Genomic DNA, 18,131 nt, shown 5'->3' on the forward strand with positions numbered 1-18,131 from the left:
ATCTATGTCTTGTCTTCCATGAATAAAAATGAATAATAATCATGGAATCGTTCTCCAGGAGAGAATTATGGATCTGTCCGATCTCAGGATCTTTTCGGCAGTCGTGCGCGAGGGCGGAATTACCCGCGCAGCGGAAAAGCTGTTTCGCGTTCAGTCGAACGTCACCAAGCGAATTCGACAGCTCGAGGAGGATCTCGGCGTAGCACTCTTCACACGCGAGGGAAAGCGGCTGGTTCTTACCCCGGCCGGAGGCACACTGCTCGACTATGCGGACCGGCTGATGTCGCTTGCCGAGGAGGCTGTCGACGCCGTGCAGGGCGAAAAGCCCGGCGGCCTCTTCCGGCTCGGCGCGATGGAGAGCACGGCGGCCGTCCGGCTGCCGGGAGTCCTGGCGACCTACAGCGAACGCCATCCCGACGTGGCGCTGGAATTGCGCACCGGCAACCCGGTGCAGCTGTCGGAAGCGGTGATGGCCGGCGAAATCGAGGCTGCTCTCATCGCCGAGCCGGTCGCCGCAGAACAGTTCGATTCCATCGTTGCCTTCGACGAGGAACCCGTGATCGTGACCTCGCGCGATCATCCGCCCGCGGAAAGCAAGAAAAAGATACCGAAAACGATGATCGTCTTCGAGAACGGATGTCCGCACCGGAAGCGTCTCGAGGCCTGGTATGCAACGCATGGCGAATTTCCGGAGCGAACGATCGAACTCCGCTCCTACCACGCCATGCTCGGCTGCGTGATTGCCGGCATGGGAGCGTCTCTCGTGCCCCGCAGCGTCATTTCGACGTTTCCTGAGAAGAAGCGGCTGAAGATCCTGCGGCTGCCGGCCGGCGAGAATCTCCTGCGCACGCATCTGATCTGGAAAAAAGGCGTGAAGTCTCCCCGGACCCGGGCGCTCGCCGAAATTCTGACGTCCGAGAGCCACGCTGCAACCGAAACGTAGCGGCTCGAGAGAGTGTTTTTTCCCGTCGGAACTGGACGAATGCGCGTTTTCGACCAAAATAGGGGCAAGCAATATTAGAAGGGCCGTTCGCCAGGGAGCGGCCCGCATCGTTTCGGCGTGGCGCAGATGTCCGATACTGAAACAAAGACGAAGACAAAACCGAAGATCGCGCGACCGCGGCGTTACATGGTCATTCTGCTGAATGACGACTACACGCCGCGGGAATTCGTGATCCGGGTTCTCAAGGCCGTCTTCAAGCTTTCCGAGGACCAGTCGCTTCGCGTTATGATCACCGCCCACACCAAGGGCAAATGCGTGGTCACCGTGCTCCCCAAGGACGCCGCCGAGACCAAGGCCAGGGAGGCCACGGATTTCGGCGCACAGGAGGGCTATCCGCTGCTCTTCGTCGCCGAACCGGAAGAATGATCCTGAAGGCGGATGCATTAATTTCATATAAACTTTTGATATTGTTGTATAATTAATAATTATCGGAAAAATCTGGCTTTGTTTCGGGAATCCGCGTTTTTCACCGATCGGGATATCTGGCTTCGTTTCGGGAATTCGGCTTTTCAGCCCTTTTCATGACACTGCGGCCAGTCTGGCTTTGTTTCGGGAATCCGCGTTTTTCACCGATCGGGATATCTGGCTTCGTTTCGGGAATTCAGCTTTTCAGTCTTTTTCATGACATTGCGGACAGTCTGGCTTTGTTTCGGCAATCCGTGTTTTTCACCGATCGGGATATTTGGCTTCGTTTCGGGAATTCGACTTTTCAGCTCCTTTCATGACAATGCGGCCAATCTGGCTTTGTTTCGGGAATCGGGCTTTTCGGAGCAATTGAATTCTGGCAGCCGAGATCGATTCACGTGGCGAGAGAGCGAATACGCGCTTGAATGGCGTCGCGCATCCTAGCATATTTTGCCGCGTAATTCATCACAAAAGTTCCTGTTTTGTTCCAAGCTTGGAATTGGGGACTTTGCGACGCCGTTCCGGCGTCAGTCGAGGCGCGGTCTGCATCTTCAGTGCAGGCATGTTCCGATGCTCGGGGAGTATTCAAATGCGCATGCCGGCCGTTTCGGGAAAAGAGATGAAATCGAGTCGATTATTCTTCCCCATTAGCCTTCCGGTAACAATCGGCATTTAGCAAATACAGTGTCAAGACTTCTGCAACTGTGGCGAGAACAGTATAGTATCGCCTCAACGAAGTATCCGATTAGAAAACGTATCCGTCACCAGTCCTGACGAGAATAGTGCGAAGGAATGGCGGCAGACCATTCCGCCTTCGAATTGGCGTCAAACCGCGCTCCGGCGCAAAGCGAGAAAACGACATGCGAACCGACACGAAGAAAACCCTGACCTGGGCCGCGCTGGCCCTGTTTTCCAGCGCAACAGTCTTGCCTTCCGTTGCCGAGGCCTGCACCCGCACGCTCTACACCGGCAGCGAGAACGAGGTCATGACCGGCCGGTCCATGGACTGGATGCAGGACATGCAGACCGACTTGTGGGCATTTCCCGCCGGCATGGAACGCGACGGCGCCGCCGGACCCGACTCGCCGAAATGGGTCTCCAAGTATGGCAGCGTCGTTGCCTCCGCCTACAATATCGCCAGCGCCGACGGCATGAACGAGAAGGGCCTCGTCGCCAACATGCTCTATCTCGCAGAGGCGCAATATGGCGGTCTCGACGACAAGCCGCCGATGTCGATCGGCCTTTGGGCGCAATACGTGCTCGACAACTTTGCGACCGTCGCCGAAGCTGTCGAGGCGCTTCAGGCGCAGCCCTTCCGCATCGTCGCGCCGAAGCTGCCGAACGGCTCGGCCGCAACGCTGCACCTCTCCATCTCCGATCCGAGCGGCGATTCCGCGATTTTCGAATATCTCGACGGCGAACTGGTGGTTCACCACGGCAAGCAGTACACGGTGATGACCAACTCGCCGAGCTATGATCAGCAACTGGCGCTCAACGCTTACTGGGAAAAGATCGGCGGGTTGAAATTCCTGCCCGGCACCAACACCGCCGCCGACCGTTTTGCGCGCGCCTCCTTCCTGCTCGGCGCGATACCGACCAAGAGCGATCCCAATTTCATCGCCGCGGTTCCGGATCAGGCCTACGCCAACCAGGCCGTCGCCTCGGTTTTGTCCGTGATGCGTTCCGTCAGCGTGCCGCTTGGCATTACGACGCCGGGGGCGCCGAACATCGCATCCACGCTTTGGCGCACGGTGTCAGACCAGAAGAACAGGGTGTATTTCTTCGATTCCTCGACGACCCCGAACACATTCTGGGTCAGGCTCGACGATCTCGACCTGTCGAAGGGAGCGCCCGCGAAGAAGCTGCCGATCGCTGGAGGCAAGTACTATTCGGGCAATGCCGCGGAACATTTCGAGGAAGCCACGCCGTTCGAGTGGCTGCAGGCCGATCCTTCGAAGTAATGCGAGCTTCCTGGTAGCCCGCAAAAAATCGATGTTCACCGGGGGGGCGCTGCGGCCCCCTCATTCGTGTTTTTGACCGAACGGCGTCGACTGTTCGGCTGCTTCCGACCTCTCCCTGCCAGGTGACCCCGGACACTAGAGCCAAAACGGGTTAAACTCGGCGACGGCTGCATAGGGAGGTGTGGGCAATGATCATGCGCGTTTTTCAGGTTGTGACACGACCGGGCAAGGAAGCCGCATTCGGCAGGTTCTTTCACGAAACGGCCATTCCCCTGATGAAAAGTATGGCGGGAATCGTTTCGGTGCTTCCGGGCGCGCCGCGACCCGACAGTCCTCGGGAATTTTGCTTCGTGATGGTCTGGAAGGATCTTGAATCCCTGAAGGCATTCGTCGGAGAGGATTACCAAAGCCCCCATATCGACCCGGCTGAAGCCGAACTTGTCGAAAGCCGGTCGATCCGGCACTACGAGTTCGTCGAAGCCTGAACGTGACTCTGTCGTCAATACTGGATTCTGTCCGTCCTGCGGGAGGAGTGTCGATGCTGTCAGGCAAGGTCGGTGGAGGTTTGCCGCGCCCGAATGCGTCAATCGGGCAGGGTCTCTTTCCAGGACGCGCGCGATAGCTCCAGATAGACGCTGTCGCACCATTCGTCGCCCAACAGGATGGTGCGGGCGGCGCGTCCAACTTCGCGAAACCCGAGCCGCGAGAGCAGTTTGAGGGAGGCGTCGTTCCTCGGATCGACATCCGCCTCCAGCCGGTCGACCGGCAGGCTGTCGAAGACGTGAGGTATGGCCGCGCAAAGCGCTTCGAGGGCCAGGCCCTTGCCCCAGTGGTCGGGATGCAGAATGAAGCCTATTTCTCCGAGGCGCCAGCAGCCGGCCTTCCCGATCGCATGGCCTTCGTGCTCGATGACGAAGTCGTCGCTTTCTTGCGGTGAGGCCGCGATCATTGCTTCGAGCAGCCGCTGCGTCTGCTCTATCTCCTGATAGGGCAGGCTGTCCCAGTATCGCATGGCCGCCGGATTGGAGAAGACGCGGTGCAGGTCGTCCAGATCGCTCATCCGCGCGCGCCGAAGAAGGAGCCGCTCCGTCGTGATCATTAGAGTATCCGTCCGGCTGGAAATTCCCGCTGTTCAGTTCACTTGCAGATCGGCAATTCCAGCGGCGGTTGTTTTGGAAGCGACTGACGCCATTCATTGATGATCGGCTGGAGGGTTCTTTTGGGCCAGAACTTCGGCGCCTTGATTTCTTTCAGACATGATGCGTTCCAGTACAGCCCGGCGCGCGACAGGGATTTCCGTTTCTTGACCGCGTTCGCCACGGCGTCGATGTCGCCGGATTCAGGGTAGATGTAGAGCGTCGTCGGATTTCCCTCCACCAGGGAAAGAATTTCCCTGGAAGCAGACTGCGACCATGTCGTGCACCCATTGCTGCGCCCGCCGGTGTAGTTCACCAGTTTGCCGTAAGGCACATAGCCTTCCTTGTCGGCATAGGGGCTTTTCGGATTCTTGTAACGGCACTGCCATTTCAGGAAAACGGCCGGATGCCCGCCGATCGCCCGCTCTCTGGCGTTCGCCGTGTCGCCTTCCCCGTCAAACAGCAGGAAGGTGCGATGGAACGGTTGTCGTTTGCCGGACTGGCTGTAGTAGCCCTTGAAGGAGGTCCTCGTTTCGGCAGTGACGTAGGAGCCGCCGGCGGTCAGTTTCGATCCCTCAGCATTGCTGAAATTCTTCGCGCACTGCCGTCCGTTCGAAAAATTTGCGCGTTGCAGTTTGCGACCGTTGCCATAGCCCGACGAAACCGCGCGGAATGTCTTTTGTCGCTCGCAAATAACGTAAAACCGCTGACCTGGCGCGCCGTTGCGCGATGTGCTCGGGCGCGTGGCGTCCTTTGCAAGGTAACAGGGATTTCTGACTTCGCCCTGGCGCAGCTTCTGCTGGTAGAGGGCGCGCGCCCTCTCAAGAACGACAGGCGCAATCTGGCCTTCGCCCGTGCCGACATGTTTTTGCAGCCAGGCCGGAATAGCCGAGCTCGACGCTGCAGCAAAAGACGGCGGCGAGCCAGACAGGGCCGTGAAGACAAAGACAACAGCGGCGAGACGGAGCGAATTCAACAGCATCGGACGAATCTCCTGACGGACCATTCTCCGAGTGAACTTAGCACAAATCGTTACCGAAAAGGTTGCAAGGCGGAGGACTTTTGACAAATCGAGGTCCCGCGAAGCCGTGCAGACCCTTGAGCTCCGGCAGAGCGGATCGGGTGGTTCGCGTCGGCAGGCGACGCTAGAGCAAAACCGGAATGAAAGCGGGATGGGTTTGCTCAGGAACCGGGCAATGAGATGGTCGTGTCAGAAATACCGACCGATCATTCGCTCTCCTTGCTTATGTCGGATGTGTTTCGATCTATGATCTCGGAATATCCGTAATCGGCAATGAATGACTGGATATCCCTGTTTAGTTTGAAAAGGTTATTCGCGGTTTGTACCAACTCCCTGAGTGTGTAGTCGGTTTCGGAGTGGTCAAAGCCCATGGATAGTCTTACTTCCCAAGCGGATGCGGCATGTAGCCGACGAAGCCGGCGATTTTCCAGCGACCGTCCACGCGGCGGCAGAAATAGAGGGTCTGCCAGTTGAGCAGCTCGGACGATCCGTCCGGCTTTGCGATCCGTCCGTTGAACTTCTTGTGCAGCACGGCCTTGTCGCCGTCGACATCGATGTCGCGCATGTTGGTGATGCGGAACATGGCGTCGCGCAGCGGCTCGGCGAACTCGGTTTTCGCCGTTTCCCCAGCCTGCCGCAGCCACTCGTCGCGGTAGATCTCCAGGCGCGGGAACTGGAGCCGCCAGGCGTCGGCGTCGTTGAGGAAGTGGGCGTGCATGCCGAAGAAGCTCTCGGCGATGAAATCGTCCTCCACCATGGACCAGTCGCGGGCGATGAAGGCGTCGATATCGCGCCGGACCAGCATTTCCCAAAGGAAGTGGCGGTCGGCGTCGCCCTCCGGAAAAGGGTTTCTGTCGTATTGCATGAGGCCTCTCCGTTCAGGTCACCTTGCCGCGGGCGGCGACGGGCAGCCGGGCGATCACCTCTCCGTCCTCGATCAGGTTCACCTCATCGAAGAGATTGGTCACAACGCAGACATGGTTGGGAATGACGCGCACCTTGTCGCCGATCTTCGGCTTTTCGGCGCATTGCGACACGTCGACCATGCCGTGTTCCTCGTTGAGGCCGGTGATGATCGCATCCGGATATTCCACGATATGGCCGTGGCCGGGGGCAGGGCACGTGTCGGCGGCGAGCGCCTTCGAGCCGGCGTCGATGATGGCGCGGTTCTCGGTCGGGCGGCTGACGACGGTTGCGAGCACCGTGAGCGCGCAGTCGTCGTGCGTACCGTGGCCGAAGGCCACCTGCATGCGATCGGAATAAATGTAGGTTCCCGGACGATGTTCGGTAGCGGCCTTGACCTCGCTGACCGAGTAGAAATCAGGCGTGCCGCCGTTTGATACGCGCGGGCAGGGGATGCCGGCTTCAGCCAAAGTTTCGATGGCCGCCGCAAGCCACTGATTGACGTCCGCCCTTTGGTCGCGCGGCGGGTAGGTCATAAGCCCGCCGAAAGCGAGGCTGTCGGCCGCCTCGATGCGGCGGGCAAGCTCCAGCACTTGCCCGGGCGACTGCGCGCCGCAGCGATCGGCGCCCGTATCGCATTCGATGATGACGGTCAGCGGCGATTTGGAACCGGCGAATGTTTCTGCGTACCCGTCAACGACTGCGTTGCTGTCGGCGGCGACGGAGAGCGTCACCCGCCGGTGCAGGTTTTTCAGCCTCTCGAGCTTTTGCCGGCCGATGATATTGTAGGAAATGAAAATATCCTTCAGTCCGGCGTCGGCCATGACCTCGGCCTCGCCCAGCTTCTGGCAGGTGAGGCCAACGGCGCCAAGCTCCACCTGCCGGTGTGCGAAGAGCGGAAGCTTGTGGGTCTTGATATGCGGCCTGAGCGCAAGGCCGTGCTTGTCGGCATAGGCTTGCGCTTTTCGAAGATTGGCGTCGGCGATCGACTGGTCGATGATGACGGCCGGCGTATCGACTTCACAGAAATTCAAGGCGTGTCCTCCAGGCGAAAGCCGCTTTGCGGTCAATCCGAAATCAGTTCGAGAAAAGGCAGGTTGCCGCCCGTCAGGCCTGCGTCGACGGGAACCGAGGCGCCTGTGACGCCGCTCGCCCAGGGCGAGGCGAGAAAGGCGATCGTTCGCGCGACCTCCGCCGGTTCGACCAGCCGGCCGAGTGGATACAGACGCCGGACCTTGTCCATGATTTCCGGCTTCTCCTCGATGCGGTGCGTCCAGGCGTTTGTCATGATCGAGCCGGGAACCACGACGTTTGCGCGGATGCCGTTGCGGCCTTCTTCCGTGGCGATCGCCCGCATCCAGGCCTGCAGCGCGGCCTTCGCGGCGGAATAGGCCGGATTGCCGAAATGGGCGAGCGCATTGACGGACGAGACGAACACGAAGGCCGAGCCGCCGGGCTGGTTGCGCATGGCCGGAATGAGGGCGCGCGACAGGAGCGCGGCGCCGCGAAAATTCAGGTCCATCTCGTGGGCGAGATTGTCGGGCGTGATGTCGGCCAGGGTTTCGGCGCGCGTCCAGCCGGCGTTGGATATGACGGCGGCGGGCGGGCCGTCTTCGCAAATCGCCTTTGCGGCCTTTTCAACCGCTGCATCGTCGGCGAGATCGAAATACAATGCGCGGGCGATCGCCGGCGAGGAGAGATTGGCGCCCTCGACGTCGCAGCCGATCACCCGGGCGTTGAGATCGCCCAGACACGCGACAAGCGCGGTTCCCACGCCGCCTCCGGCGCCCGTCACCACCACGTTGCGTCCCTCGAAATTCATTGCCACCGACTTCGCCAATGCCTCCCCGATAACGTACTGCAAAAGCAAGGATGCTGAAAACTATGTAATAAAGCAACACAAATTCGCGAATAATGTTGCTTTCCAACAGAGACTGTTACAAGATTACGCAGCCCTTCCTGCGTTGGGCGCCCGCAATGATATGGCGACTTGTGGACAGGCGCGGGAAGAGCGAGGAAACGACACCTTGATGGAGACAGACCATGTCTAAACAGTGCTTCGGCGCGTCCCATGTTCCACTTTCTCCGGCCGTGCGGGCCGGCGACTTTGTCTTCGTGTCCGGCCAGGTTCCGGTGGGCTCCGACGGCGCTGTCGTCAAGGGCGGCATAGCCGAGCAGACGGGCCAGGTGATGGAAAACGTGAAGGCGGCGCTTGCGCTCGCCGGCTGCGCCATGGAGGATGTCGTCAAGACGACCGTATGGCTTGAGGACGCGCGCGACTTCGGCGCCTTCAACAAGGTGTACGGGACCTATTTCCCGGAGAACCCGCCGGCGCGCACGACCGTGGAGTCGCGCCTGATGATCGACATCAAGATCGAAGTGGAGGCGATGGCCTACAAACCCCTGTAGGTCCTGGTCGACGGTAATGGACAGATATTGCGAGAGGAAACGCCGATGCCATTCGATCTTCTGATAAAAGGGGGCAGGATGATCGATCCCGCCTCCGGCGTTGACGGCGTCAGGGACATTGGCGTTTCGGGCGACCGGGTTACGGCGATCGAAGACGAGCTTTCCGCTGAAAACGCCGCCAAGGTGATCGACGCCGCGGGTTGCATCGTCACGCCCGGCCTCATCGACCTGCACACCCATGTCTACTGGGGCGGCACATCGCTCGGGATCAACGCAGACCGGCTGGCGGCGGCGAGCGGCACGACCACCTATGTCGACGCCGGCAGCGCCGGCGCCGGCAACATGCTCGGTTTCAGAAGCCATGTGATCGAACCCTCCCGGGTGCGCATTCTGGCCTATCTCAATATTTCATTCGCCGGAATCTTCGGCTTCGCCAACCGTCTGATGGTCGGCGAATGCGTCAACGTCAATCTCTGCGACCCCCGCGAGGCGGTGGCCTGCGTGCGCGAACATTCCGACATCATCGTCGGCATGAAGGTTCGCTCCGGCAGGATCGCCGGCGGACAGAGCGGCATCGCGCCGGTGGAGATCGCGATCGACGCGGCGGACGCCGTCGGTCTGCCGCTGATGGCGCATATCGACGAGCCGCCGCCCGGCCGCCTGCAGGTTCTGCACAGTCTGCGCAAGGGCGACGTGCTGACCCATTGCTTTCGCCCGTTTCCGAATTCGCCGGTCAACGGCGCTGGCGAAATCCGTGAGGACATGCTGCTGGCGCGCGAGCGCGGCATCATATTCGACATCGGCCACGGCATGGGTTCGTTCGATTTCAGCGTCGCGCGCACCATGCTGAAGGAAGGCGTGATGCCGGACGTGATTTCCAGCGACGTGCATCTTCTGTGCGTCGGCGGACCGGCCTTCGACATGCCGGTCTGCATGTCGAAGCTGATGACGCTGGGCATGCCGATGATGGAAGTGATCCGGGCTTCAACCGAGAAGCCGGCGGACGTGGTGGGTCGGCCCGACCTTGGACGGCTCAATGTCGGCTCGGTCGCCGATATCAGCGTTCTGCGACTGAAAGCCGGCCAGTTTCCGTATCGGGATTCGACAGGAGCCGAAATCATCGCCAATGAGCGAATCGTCAGCGATGGCATCGTCGCGGGCGGCGTCTGGCAGCCGAACGAGGCGGGGGATCCCGATCTCGAAACGCCGCCGACGAGCCCGCGCTGCGCGCATACCGAAATGGCGCTGAACCATTTCGGCCGGCCCTATACGCGCGCCTGCGACTGCTGAAACTCTTTATGACGGACGCTGATAGACCGGCGTCTCGACGCCTTCCAAGCGCGCCTTGAGCTGCAGCGCGAGGAATTTCGAATAGAACCGCGATAACGCCAGATTGCCGCCGTGGAACCAGAGCGCTTCGTGCGCCGTCGGTTTCCACATATTGCGCAGTTCTCCCTGCCATGGACCGGGGTCGTTGCGCACGCCGGATCCGACGCCCCAGCAGGGGCCCACGCTGTCGGCGGTCTCCCGGTCGACGATTTCAGCCACCGTCTCGTGCATGGATTCGTATCCGGTGCACAGGATGATCACGTCGAAGGGACGTTCGTCGCCGTCCGCGAAACGGATGCCTTCGGGCGTCAGCGTTTCGATGTCGACGCCGCTCTTCACCTTCACCTTGCCGTCGATGATGAGGTCGCTGGCGCCGACGTCGATATAATAGCCGGACCCCGTGCGGTAGGCCTTCATCATGAGGCCAGTTTCGTCCGGACCAAAATCGATGGCGAAACCGGAGGCGGAAAGCCGATCGTAGAAGTCGGCGTCGCGTTTGCGGATCCGGTCGTAGAGCGCCTTTTGGATCGGCGGCTGGGTCGCGAAGGGGATGGAGGCTGACAGGTAGTCGGCCTTTTCGGTGGTGAGGCCCCTCGCGACGGCGGCTTCGGAATAGATCTCGAAGCCCATTTCCATCAGCGTGTCGGATTTGACCACGGTCGTCGGCGCGCGCTGGATCATGGTGACGTCGGCGCCGCTTTCCCAAAGATCGACGCTGACGTCGTGTCCGGAGCTCGCGGCGCCGATGACGGCGACCGTTTTGCCCTGGAAATCGTCGCCCGCGGTGTATTGGCTGGAATGGATGATTTCACCTTTGAACTGGTCCTTGCCCGGCAGGTCGATCCAGCGCGGCGGACCGTAGGCCCCGGTGGCGAAGACAAGCTGCCTGGGCTTAAGGACTACCTTCTCGCCGTCGCGGTCGAGTTCGACCGTCCACTCTTTCCTGTCCGCGTCCCAGGACGCGCCGGTGCAGGTTGTCGAGGCCCAGTAATTGAGCTCCATGACCTTGGCGTACATTTCCAGCCAGTCGCCCATCTGGTCCTTCGGCGTGAAGACCGGCCAGTGCTCCGGGAAGGGGAGGTAGGGCATATGGTCGTACCAGACCGGATCATGCAGCACGAGCGTGCGATAGCGGTTGCGCCAGGAGTCGCCCGCCTTCGTGTTCTTTTCGACGATGATGGTCGAAACGCCGAGCCGTTTCAGGCGCGCGCCGAGCGCCATGCCGCCCTGGCCGCCGCCGATGATCAGGCAGTAGGGTTGCACCGTTGAACCGAGGTCGCGCTCTTCGCGGGCGCGGGCTTCCGACCAGGTTTCGCGATCCGGGTCGGCCTTGTGAACGACGCCGAGCGGTCGTGTCACGCCCTTTCGTTCCTCGAAACCCGCCAGATCCGTCATCGACGTGAACAGCGTGTGGCAGCGCCCGTTCACCAGCCGCACGACGCCCAGGCCATGAGCGACGGCCGTTTCGAAGGTAAACCAGCCTTCGACCTTGTCGCCGCCGACGCTGACCTCTTCGGTCAGCGTCCATCCGGACGGTTTCGCAGACCCAAGTGTTGCGCGCAGCATGTCGGCGATCGCTGCCTTTCCCTCCATCGTCTTGATGTTCCAGGTGAAGGTCAGCAGGTCGCGCCAGTAGCACTCGTCCTGAAACAGGTCCACGGCGTCGTCGATGTCGCCCTCGTCCAGAGCAGCTGCGAATGATTTCAGCCAGTTGGTGATTTGAGCGGCCGGCGCCTTATCGAGCATGGCGAATTCTCCTGATACCCAGACGGTTTGTATTCAGTCCCCGAGGGGCTCCAGTTCGTTGCCGCCGCGATGGGTCAGCACATTGTATTTGATCCGGCGCAGCGTCTCCTGTGCGTCGTCGCCCAACTTATAGCCGGCGGCCACAGCCATCAGGTCGATCGCCGCAAGGAAGGCGAAGCGCGAGGCCGTGGGCTTAAGCGTGTCGGGAAATTCCGGCACGCCGATCGTAAGCTCCACGTCGCATATGGCGGCGAGTTCGCTGTTCGGCGCAGTGATGCAGATCGTTGCGGCGCGGTAGTGCTTGGCGAGTTCGACCGCCTCGATGACCTCGCGCGTACGGCCCGTCGCGGATATTGCGATGACCACGTCGTTCGGCTTCAGCGTCGACGCCGTCATGCGCATCAGATAGGGATCGCTGTGGGCGGTCACCGAGAGACCATAGCGGAACAGGCGGTGCTGGGTTTCCTGGGCAAGCGACGAGGAACTGCCGCCGAGGCCGAAGACCGTGATCTGGCGCGCTTTTGTAATAAGGTCGGCGGCCCGTTCGATGCGCGCCGGATTGAGCTGTCTTTCGGCTTCGGCCAGCGCGTGGCGCGCCTCGCCGAAAACCGCGGACCAGAACGGCATGCGGTTTTCGCTGCTGGCTGTCGGCGGCTTGGTGAGGTAGAGCGCTCCGACGACGAGGCTCTGCGCCAGCTTCAGCTTGAAATCGCGCACGCCCTCGCAGCCGATGGCGCGGCAAAAGCGGGTGACCGTCGGCTCGCTGACGCTGGCGCGATGGGCAAGCGCAGCATTGGATGCGTCAACCGCGAATTTCACGTCTTCCAGCACCGCGTCGGCGACGCGCCGCTCGGCCGGCCGCAGGTCGCCGTAGTTGTCCTTGATCTGCGATATGATGTCGGGAATGCGTCTGGCCTGCCCGAACTCGCCCGTATGGCGCGCCCGGGCGTCGTCCTTCTCGTCATGATCCTGACCGAGCGCTTCCGTCATGGGTTTCTCCCTTCGCTTGCGGCGCCTGTGACTCTACACGTGAAAGTCTATCATTCCGGCTGGATATCCCTGCAATGGAGAAACTCCGATTTCAGGGGAAAACAGCGGAAAAATTGGCGTTTGTCCGAAGCTGTGTAGGAAACTAACATAAATGAATTTCCCAGAGAACCCTAGAAATGGTGGCTTTTCATAGGCAGAGTTGAAGTTTTCAACCATTTGGTCGGCTTCAGCTTGACAGGTAAGTAGGATAGTTACAAACTGCTTTGGGTGGATTTGGACAAACGGCAGATTGCCTTGAGAGGGTTCAGGGAATTTCATGAACGCATCCGGTGCAGTCACACCAAAACTTCGCGTCGAAGCGGCGACCAAGGTCTATCAGACCGCGTCCGGCGACTTGCTGGCGCTGGAGGATTGCACCATGGCGGTCCAGCCGAACGAGATCGTTTCGATCGTCGGACCGTCCGGCTGTGGCAAGACCACGCTTTTATGGTCGATGTCCGGCCTGCACGGCCTGACCGCGGGTCAGGTGTTGCTCGACAACCAGCCGATCACCGGGCCGCATCCGGATATCGGCATCGTGTTTCAGGAAGCGAACCTGCTTCCCTGGCGAAATCTTGAAGCCAACATTCGTTTTCCCTTCGAAATCAAGCATCAGCAGATCGACCGGGTCTGGGTCGATCATCTGCTGAACCGCGTTGGCCTCGAGGGATTCGGCAGGAAATTTCCGCGCGAACTGTCCGGCGGCATGCAGCAGCGCGCCGCGATCGTGCGCGCCCTGTCGCTCAAACCCTCCGTCCTGTTGATGGACGAGCCCTTCGGCGCGCTCGATTCCTTTACGCGCGAGGAGATGAACCGGCTGGTCGAGGAAATCTGGATGGACACCCATACGACCATCGTGTTCATAACGCATAGCATCGAGGAGGCGATCCTGCTTTCCGACCGCGTCGTGGTGCTGAGCCCGAGGCCGGGCCGGGTGGCGCGGGTGTTCGACGTGCCCTTCGAGCGGCCGCGATCGCTCGAGGTCATGGCGAGCAAGGAGGTCTTCGACCTTACCAACGCGATCAAGGAGGAGATCGTCGGTCGCCGCGCCGGCATCGCCTCCGCCGAAATGCGCGAACCGGCAGTTGCCAGCTGAGGATCTGAGACGTGAGCGAAACGGATGCAATCCCGGAATTCCGCAAGCAGTCCAAGGAGGGCGGCGAGGTCAGCCTGACCAATCTGTCGGGTTTCTCCAGCGGGATCGGCGTCAAGTCCACCAGGGAAGTCCTGGCGATCATCGCTGTCGCCGTATTCGTTATCGGCGGCACGGAGCTGGCGCTGCGCGTCTTCGAGGTTCCGCCGTTCATTATGCCGACGCCGAGTTCGATTTTTGCAGCGCTGATCGGGGACTTCACGCTGATCCTGCCGCATCTCGGCTATACGCTGGTGGAGCTCCTGTCGGGCTTCGCGATCGGCGCGACGATCGGCCTGATCCTGGCCGCCGTGATCACCCAGTTTCCTTTCGCTGAAAAAATCATCGCGCCCTATATTCTGTTGCTCGTCACCACGCCGATGCTGGCGCTGGTGCCGCTTCTGATCCTGCGCTTCGGGTTCGGCTACACGCCGCGCATCATCGCGGTGGCGCTGGCCGCCGGCCCCATGGTCATGATCAACGCCGCGACCGGCTTTCGCCGGGTCGACAGCGCCAAGATCGCGCTGGCGCGCTCCTATGGCGCAAGCACGCTGCAGATATTCTGGAAAATCCGCGCGCCGATGGCGCTTCCGATGATCCTGGTCGGTCTGATGATCGGCGCGATCTTTGGCCTGCTGACGGCTGTCGGCGCGGAAATGGTGGGCGGCGGTTTCGGCCTCGGCAACCGGCTGACCACCTATTCGTCGATGATCCAGATGCCGCAATTCTTTGCCGTCGTTCTGATCCTCTCGTTCCTCGGGATTCTGATTTACGTGATATTTTTCCTGATCGGGAAGAAGTGGGCGAGCTGGGAAGCCTGATCGCACGGCCAAGATACGCCCGGTGATACGGGCGACTATGGGAAGAGAACTTAACTGCAGAGGGTATAGAACATGACCAAAACCACGCTTTCTCAAACGCCCCTTACAGGGGCGGCAAACCGTCGCCGGTTCCTACAGGTTTCCGGCGCGGGTCTCGTAACGATGGGCGCCATGGGTCTGCCCGGCATGCGATCGGCGCAGGCCGACCCCTACGGCACCTTCACCTGGATCTCGCCGCGCGGCACGCTTGAAGTGCTCGACGACTATCCGTACTGGATCGGCAAGAAGATGGGCTATTTCGACGGGCTGGACACGAAGATGGAGCCTGGCCCTTCCGACGGCACGGCGACCGTGAAGTTCGTCGCGGTCGGTCAGGCCGACATGGGCTTCCCGTCTCCGGGCGTCTTCTCCTTCGCCATCGAAAACGGCATGAACCTGAAGTCGGTGTTCCACATGGGCGCGCTCGACACATTCAGCCTCGCCTTCCGCAAGGGCGAAGGCCTGAAGGATCTCAAGGACATCGAGGGCAAGACCATTCTCCTCGGTTCCGCCGCCTGGCAGGCGATCGTCGACCCGATGCTTGCAGCGCAAGGCGTCGACGTCAGCAAGGTCAATTACGTCGAGGCCGGCTGGCCGACGTGGGGCACTGCTCTCGCCAGCGGCCAGGGCGACGCTGCGCTTGGCTGGGAAGGCCTGCGCGCCGAATGGATTGCGACCGGCCTCGACTTCGAATACTGGCTCGGCGTGCAGAATTCCAAACTGCCGGCGAACACCTTCGTGGTGCGCGCCTCCGACCTGGAAGATCCGGATCGCGTCGACTTCCTCAAGAAGTATCTTCGCGGATGGGCGATGGGCCTGGAGTTCGCTTACCAGAACCCGCGCGCAGCCGTCGAAGCCGTGTTCGAGGAATTCCCGACCTTCGCCAAGAATACGGGCGCGGAGCTCGGCGTCGCTTCCATCCTGCAGCAGGGCAATGTCTTCCGCGGCACCATGGAAGCCCGGGAAGGCTGGGGCTGGCACGACATGTCGAGCTGGCAGACCTTCTTCGACCTGATCGCCGAAATGGGCCAGATCTCCAAGCCGGTGGACGCTGAAGCCGTTCTGACCAACGAACTGATCGGTCCGGCCAACGACTTCGACCACGCCAAGGTGAAAGCCGACGCCGACGCCTATGAACTCTCGGAAGAGATGAAGGCGATCGACATCGACTCCATCCGCGCGACCATGTTCGACGCGGCAGTGAAATAAGACTGCGCAAACGGATGAAAGTGCGGGCGGCGGGCTCTGTCGGGGCCGCCGCCCGCATACCAACTACAATCGAATTCAGGGGAGGGCGCTGTGCCTGACAAAGTGAAAGTTCTCGTCGTCGGTCTGGGTAACATGGGCGCCTCGCACGCCAGCGCTTATCACCGGATGGACGGTTTCGAAATCGTCGGTCTCATGAGCCGGACGATCAAGAGCAAGTCGATACCGGATGAGCTCAAGGGCTATCCGCTCTTCGAGGACTACGACGAGGCATTGGCTGCGACGAAGCCGGACGCTGTGTCGATCAACACCTGGCCGAACACCCATGCCGAATATGCAATCAAGGCGATGGACGCCGGCGCCCATGTCTTCATGGAAAAGCCGCTCGCCACCAATATTGAGGACGCGGAGAAGGTTGTGGCCAAGGCGCGCGAGACGAACCGCAAGCTGGTGCTCGGCTACATTCTGCGGGTGCATCCGTCGTGGGTGACCTTTATCGAGAAGGGACAGCAGCTCGGCAAGCCTCTGGTCATGCGCCTCAACCTCAACCAGCAGAGCAGCGGCCCGGCCTGGTCATGGCACAAGAACCTCATCGACTCCCTGATTCCAATCGTCGATTGCGGCGTGCATTATGTCGACGTGATGTGCCAGTTGACCGGAGCCAAGCCGGTGCGCGTGCACGGCATCGGTGCGAAGCTGTGGGACGACGCGGCCAAGCAGAACTACGGCCACCTGCATGTCACGTTCGATGACGGCTCGGTGGGCTGGTACGAAGCCGGCTGGGGCCCGATGATGAGCGAGATCGCCTATTTCGTGAAGGATGTGGTGGGCCCGAAAGGCGCCGTTTCGATCGTCGCCGGCCAGAACCACAACGACAAGGAAACGGACGAACTGTCCGACTCCGCCGATATCGACCAGCACACCAAGACCGACGCCATCAAGATCCACTACGCGGACGTCGACGGCGACAAGAATTTCTCGAAGAAGGACGAGATCCTCAACATGGAGGACGAGCCCGGCCACCAGGACCTTTGCGACCGGGAACAGGAGTTCTTCCTGAAGGCGATTAACGAGGATCTGGACCTGACCGAATCCATGGACGCGGCCGTCAACAGCCTGCGTATCGTTCTTGCGGCGGAAGAAAGCATCGAAAAGGGCAAGGCGATCGAACTCGCCTGATCGCCCTGCAATTAATGGCGGCCGGGTTTGCTCCGGCCGCAAGGTCGATCAGAGACCTGACGGGATCACCCGCTCGTGCCGGATGCGCCGGCAATCCATTTCATAATCGAGCTCCACCACCGGCGGCCGGTTGTAGTGCCAGGTCAGGCCGTTTCTGACTGCGCCGCGATTGACCAGTTCCTCGAAAAATGGGTGGATGTCGTAGACGGTATACAGCTGGGCCGCCGTCGTGTCCTTCCATCCTGCATCGAAGTGGCTCATGCGGCGTTCCATTTCGCCCATCACCCAATGGGCCTTTTCGCGCAGTCCGTCTGCGTCAACCTCTCCACGGCGGACGATGTGGTCCTGGTAGTTGCCTTTGCCTTCGGGAGCTTCGCCGCTGCCGGCGATTGTGAATGTCGGCGACGGCGTGTCGTCAGGCACCGTGTAGCAGAAGGCGTGGAAGCCGGGTTCCGACGGCGGGTCGATTTCCGGACAGACATTCGAACGCGCCACGGGGTTGTCCTCGCCCGTCATGATCCCCCATTCGATCAGCGTTTTCGAATAGTCGCGATTGAAAGTGCCGAAGCTTTTCTCTGTGAAGGGCTCCGGCGAGCGCATCTCGCAGGCGCAGAACGCCGTGAGCGGCCGGTTGCCCGACTTCAGGAACTCGGCGATCAGGGCGAACCCCTCCTTCATCGGCGCCACCTTGTCGAAACGGACGCGGTCGATCCGGAAGCCGGGAAGAGCGCTAACACCAGCGGAATATTGAAATACGCCCGGAACATAGGCGTAGCCTCCGGCCTGCATCTCGACGGGTTTGTTCATGTTGG

At 60.8% G+C, this 18,131-nt stretch carries 19 protein-coding genes; 10 read left to right on the plus strand and 9 right to left on the minus strand.

The genetic code is table 11. From position 1 onward, the window contains the following. Positions 1 to 67 precede the first annotated feature (67 nt). From AAFN47_RS12265 to AAFN47_RS12280, 4 genes are all read left to right on the plus strand, one after another. Positions 68 to 943, plus strand: a complete 876-nt coding sequence (locus AAFN47_RS12265) for a LysR family transcriptional regulator (protein ID WP_499809520.1) — start codon at positions 68 to 70, stop codon at positions 941 to 943. 126 nt (positions 944 to 1,069) lie between these two features. Then, positions 1,070 to 1,369 carry an ATP-dependent Clp protease adaptor ClpS gene (locus AAFN47_RS12270; RefSeq protein WP_499809521.1) on the plus strand — a complete coding sequence of 100 codons (300 nt, stop codon included), beginning with the start codon at positions 1,070 to 1,072 and terminating at the stop codon, positions 1,367 to 1,369. An 899-nt stretch (positions 1,370 to 2,268) separates the two neighbouring features. After that, on the plus strand, positions 2,269 to 3,369 hold the full coding sequence (locus tag AAFN47_RS12275) for a linear amide C-N hydrolase (RefSeq protein WP_499809522.1): 1,101 nt from the start codon (positions 2,269 to 2,271) through the stop codon (positions 3,367 to 3,369). 188 nt (positions 3,370 to 3,557) lie between these two features. Next, a complete protein-coding gene (locus tag AAFN47_RS12280) occupies positions 3,558 to 3,854 on the plus strand; it encodes a putative quinol monooxygenase (RefSeq protein ID WP_499809523.1) in 297 nt (98 codons plus the stop codon). A 98-nt stretch (positions 3,855 to 3,952) separates the two neighbouring features. Here AAFN47_RS12280 and AAFN47_RS12285 read toward each other — a convergent pair whose 3' ends face one another. From AAFN47_RS12285 to AAFN47_RS12305, 5 genes are all read right to left on the minus strand, one after another. Further along, on the minus strand, positions 3,953 to 4,468 hold the full coding sequence (locus AAFN47_RS12285) for a GNAT family N-acetyltransferase (RefSeq protein ID WP_499809524.1): 516 nt from the start codon (positions 4,466 to 4,468) through the stop codon (positions 3,953 to 3,955). A gap of 38 nt (positions 4,469 to 4,506) precedes the next feature. Beyond that, a complete protein-coding gene (locus AAFN47_RS12290) occupies positions 4,507 to 5,487 on the minus strand; it encodes a hypothetical protein (protein ID WP_499809525.1) in 981 nt (326 codons plus the stop codon). 418 nt (positions 5,488 to 5,905) lie between these two features. Then, positions 5,906 to 6,391, minus strand: coding sequence for a hypothetical protein (locus AAFN47_RS12295; RefSeq protein ID WP_499809526.1), 486 nt, complete (start codon positions 6,389 to 6,391; stop codon positions 5,906 to 5,908). Positions 6,392 to 6,404: 13 nt separating this feature from the next. Beyond that, the gene (locus AAFN47_RS12300; RefSeq protein ID WP_499809527.1) at positions 6,405 to 7,463 is read right to left on the minus strand and encodes a D-TA family PLP-dependent enzyme; all 1,059 of its coding nucleotides are present in this window, start codon (positions 7,461 to 7,463) and stop codon (positions 6,405 to 6,407) included. Between the two features lie 32 nt (positions 7,464 to 7,495). Further along, positions 7,496 to 8,251, minus strand: a complete 756-nt coding sequence (locus tag AAFN47_RS12305; protein WP_499809578.1) for an SDR family NAD(P)-dependent oxidoreductase — start codon at positions 8,249 to 8,251, stop codon at positions 7,496 to 7,498. A gap of 221 nt (positions 8,252 to 8,472) precedes the next feature. On the opposite strand from AAFN47_RS12305, the gene AAFN47_RS12310 reads away from it, so the two are divergent. Both AAFN47_RS12310 and AAFN47_RS12315 read left to right on the plus strand, forming a co-directional pair. Beyond that, positions 8,473 to 8,838 carry a RidA family protein gene (locus AAFN47_RS12310; protein ID WP_499809528.1) on the plus strand — a complete coding sequence of 122 codons (366 nt, stop codon included), beginning with the start codon at positions 8,473 to 8,475 and terminating at the stop codon, positions 8,836 to 8,838. A gap of 45 nt (positions 8,839 to 8,883) precedes the next feature. After that, a complete protein-coding gene (locus tag AAFN47_RS12315) occupies positions 8,884 to 10,128 on the plus strand; it encodes an amidohydrolase/deacetylase family metallohydrolase (RefSeq protein WP_499809529.1) in 1,245 nt (414 codons plus the stop codon). Between the two features lie 6 nt (positions 10,129 to 10,134). Here the strand turns inward: AAFN47_RS12315 and AAFN47_RS12320 are convergent, their stop codons facing one another. Genes AAFN47_RS12320 through AAFN47_RS12330 form a run of 3 tightly spaced genes read right to left on the minus strand, consistent with a single transcriptional unit; the run spans position 10,135 to position 13,221 of the window. Continuing rightward, complete coding sequence (locus AAFN47_RS12320; RefSeq protein ID WP_499809530.1) at positions 10,135 to 11,913, minus strand: NAD(P)-binding domain-containing protein; 1,779 nt, start codon at positions 11,911 to 11,913, stop codon at positions 10,135 to 10,137. A 33-nt stretch (positions 11,914 to 11,946) separates the two neighbouring features. Next, positions 11,947 to 12,903: a MurR/RpiR family transcriptional regulator gene (locus AAFN47_RS12325; protein ID WP_499809531.1), complete on the minus strand. Its 957-nt coding sequence runs from the start codon at positions 12,901 to 12,903 to the stop codon at positions 11,947 to 11,949. A gap of 33 nt (positions 12,904 to 12,936) precedes the next feature. Continuing rightward, positions 12,937 to 13,221, minus strand: a complete 285-nt coding sequence (locus AAFN47_RS12330) for a hypothetical protein (protein WP_499809532.1) — start codon at positions 13,219 to 13,221, stop codon at positions 12,937 to 12,939. On the opposite strand from AAFN47_RS12330, the gene AAFN47_RS12335 reads away from it, so the two are divergent. The 4 genes from AAFN47_RS12335 to AAFN47_RS12350 all read left to right on the plus strand — a co-directional run bounded on the left by AAFN47_RS12335 (position 13,220) and on the right by AAFN47_RS12350 (position 17,319). Then, positions 13,220 to 14,038 (plus strand): ABC transporter ATP-binding protein, encoded by an 819-nt coding sequence (locus tag AAFN47_RS12335; protein ID WP_499809533.1) that lies wholly within the window; start codon positions 13,220 to 13,222, stop codon positions 14,036 to 14,038. The genes AAFN47_RS12330 and AAFN47_RS12335 overlap by 2 nt on opposite strands. An 11-nt stretch (positions 14,039 to 14,049) precedes the next feature. Then, positions 14,050 to 14,895 carry an ABC transporter permease gene (locus AAFN47_RS12340; protein WP_499809534.1) on the plus strand — a complete coding sequence of 282 codons (846 nt, stop codon included), beginning with the start codon at positions 14,050 to 14,052 and terminating at the stop codon, positions 14,893 to 14,895. A gap of 72 nt (positions 14,896 to 14,967) precedes the next feature. After that, positions 14,968 to 16,143: an ABC transporter substrate-binding protein gene (locus AAFN47_RS12345; protein ID WP_499809535.1), complete on the plus strand. Its 1,176-nt coding sequence runs from the start codon at positions 14,968 to 14,970 to the stop codon at positions 16,141 to 16,143. A 90-nt stretch (positions 16,144 to 16,233) separates the two neighbouring features. Continuing rightward, complete coding sequence (locus AAFN47_RS12350; RefSeq protein ID WP_499809536.1) at positions 16,234 to 17,319, plus strand: Gfo/Idh/MocA family protein; 1,086 nt, start codon at positions 16,234 to 16,236, stop codon at positions 17,317 to 17,319. A 48-nt stretch (positions 17,320 to 17,367) separates the two neighbouring features. On the opposite strand, the gene cnbZ is transcribed toward AAFN47_RS12350, so the two are convergent. Continuing rightward, positions 17,368 to 18,126, minus strand: a complete 759-nt coding sequence (gene cnbZ / locus AAFN47_RS12355) for a 2-amino-5-chloromuconate deaminase CnbZ (RefSeq protein WP_499809537.1) — start codon at positions 18,124 to 18,126, stop codon at positions 17,368 to 17,370. Positions 18,127 to 18,131: the final 5 nt, after the last annotated feature.

Origin of the sequence: Hoeflea sp. CAU 1731 (genome assembly GCF_039888615.1) — a bacterium.
In the GTDB taxonomy this organism is placed as follows: domain Bacteria; phylum Pseudomonadota; class Alphaproteobacteria; order Rhizobiales; family Rhizobiaceae; genus Flavimaribacter.

Bases quoted from the DNA above. Each gene is read 5' to 3' on its own strand.
- AAFN47_RS12265 (WP_499809520.1), top strand. From the start codon at position 68: ATGGATCTGTCCGATCTCAGGATCTTTTCGGCAGTCGTGCGCGAGGGC.
- AAFN47_RS12270 (WP_499809521.1), top strand. From the start codon at position 1,070: ATGTCCGATACTGAAACAAAGACGAAGACAAAACCGAAGATCGCGCGA.
- AAFN47_RS12275 (WP_499809522.1), top strand. From the start codon at position 2,269: ATGCGAACCGACACGAAGAAAACCCTGACCTGGGCCGCGCTGGCCCTG.
- AAFN47_RS12280 (WP_499809523.1), top strand. From the start codon at position 3,558: ATGATCATGCGCGTTTTTCAGGTTGTGACACGACCGGGCAAGGAAGCC.
- AAFN47_RS12285 (WP_499809524.1), bottom strand. From the start codon at position 4,468: ATGATCACGACGGAGCGGCTCCTTCTTCGGCGCGCGCGGATGAGCGAT.
- AAFN47_RS12290 (WP_499809525.1), bottom strand. From the start codon at position 5,487: ATGCTGTTGAATTCGCTCCGTCTCGCCGCTGTTGTCTTTGTCTTCACG.
- AAFN47_RS12295 (WP_499809526.1), bottom strand. From the start codon at position 6,391: ATGCAATACGACAGAAACCCTTTTCCGGAGGGCGACGCCGACCGCCAC.
- AAFN47_RS12305 (WP_499809578.1), bottom strand. From the start codon at position 8,251: ATGAATTTCGAGGGACGCAACGTGGTGGTGACGGGCGCCGGAGGCGGC.
- AAFN47_RS12310 (WP_499809528.1), top strand. From the start codon at position 8,473: ATGTCTAAACAGTGCTTCGGCGCGTCCCATGTTCCACTTTCTCCGGCC.
- AAFN47_RS12315 (WP_499809529.1), top strand. From the start codon at position 8,884: ATGCCATTCGATCTTCTGATAAAAGGGGGCAGGATGATCGATCCCGCC.
- AAFN47_RS12320 (WP_499809530.1), bottom strand. From the start codon at position 11,913: ATGCTCGATAAGGCGCCGGCCGCTCAAATCACCAACTGGCTGAAATCA.
- AAFN47_RS12325 (WP_499809531.1), bottom strand. From the start codon at position 12,903: ATGACGGAAGCGCTCGGTCAGGATCATGACGAGAAGGACGACGCCCGG.
- AAFN47_RS12335 (WP_499809533.1), top strand. From the start codon at position 13,220: ATGAACGCATCCGGTGCAGTCACACCAAAACTTCGCGTCGAAGCGGCG.
- AAFN47_RS12330 (WP_499809532.1), bottom strand. From the start codon at position 13,221: ATGAAATTCCCTGAACCCTCTCAAGGCAATCTGCCGTTTGTCCAAATC.
- AAFN47_RS12345 (WP_499809535.1), top strand. From the start codon at position 14,968: ATGACCAAAACCACGCTTTCTCAAACGCCCCTTACAGGGGCGGCAAAC.
- cnbZ (WP_499809537.1), bottom strand. From the start codon at position 18,126: ATGAACAAACCCGTCGAGATGCAGGCCGGAGGCTACGCCTATGTTCCG.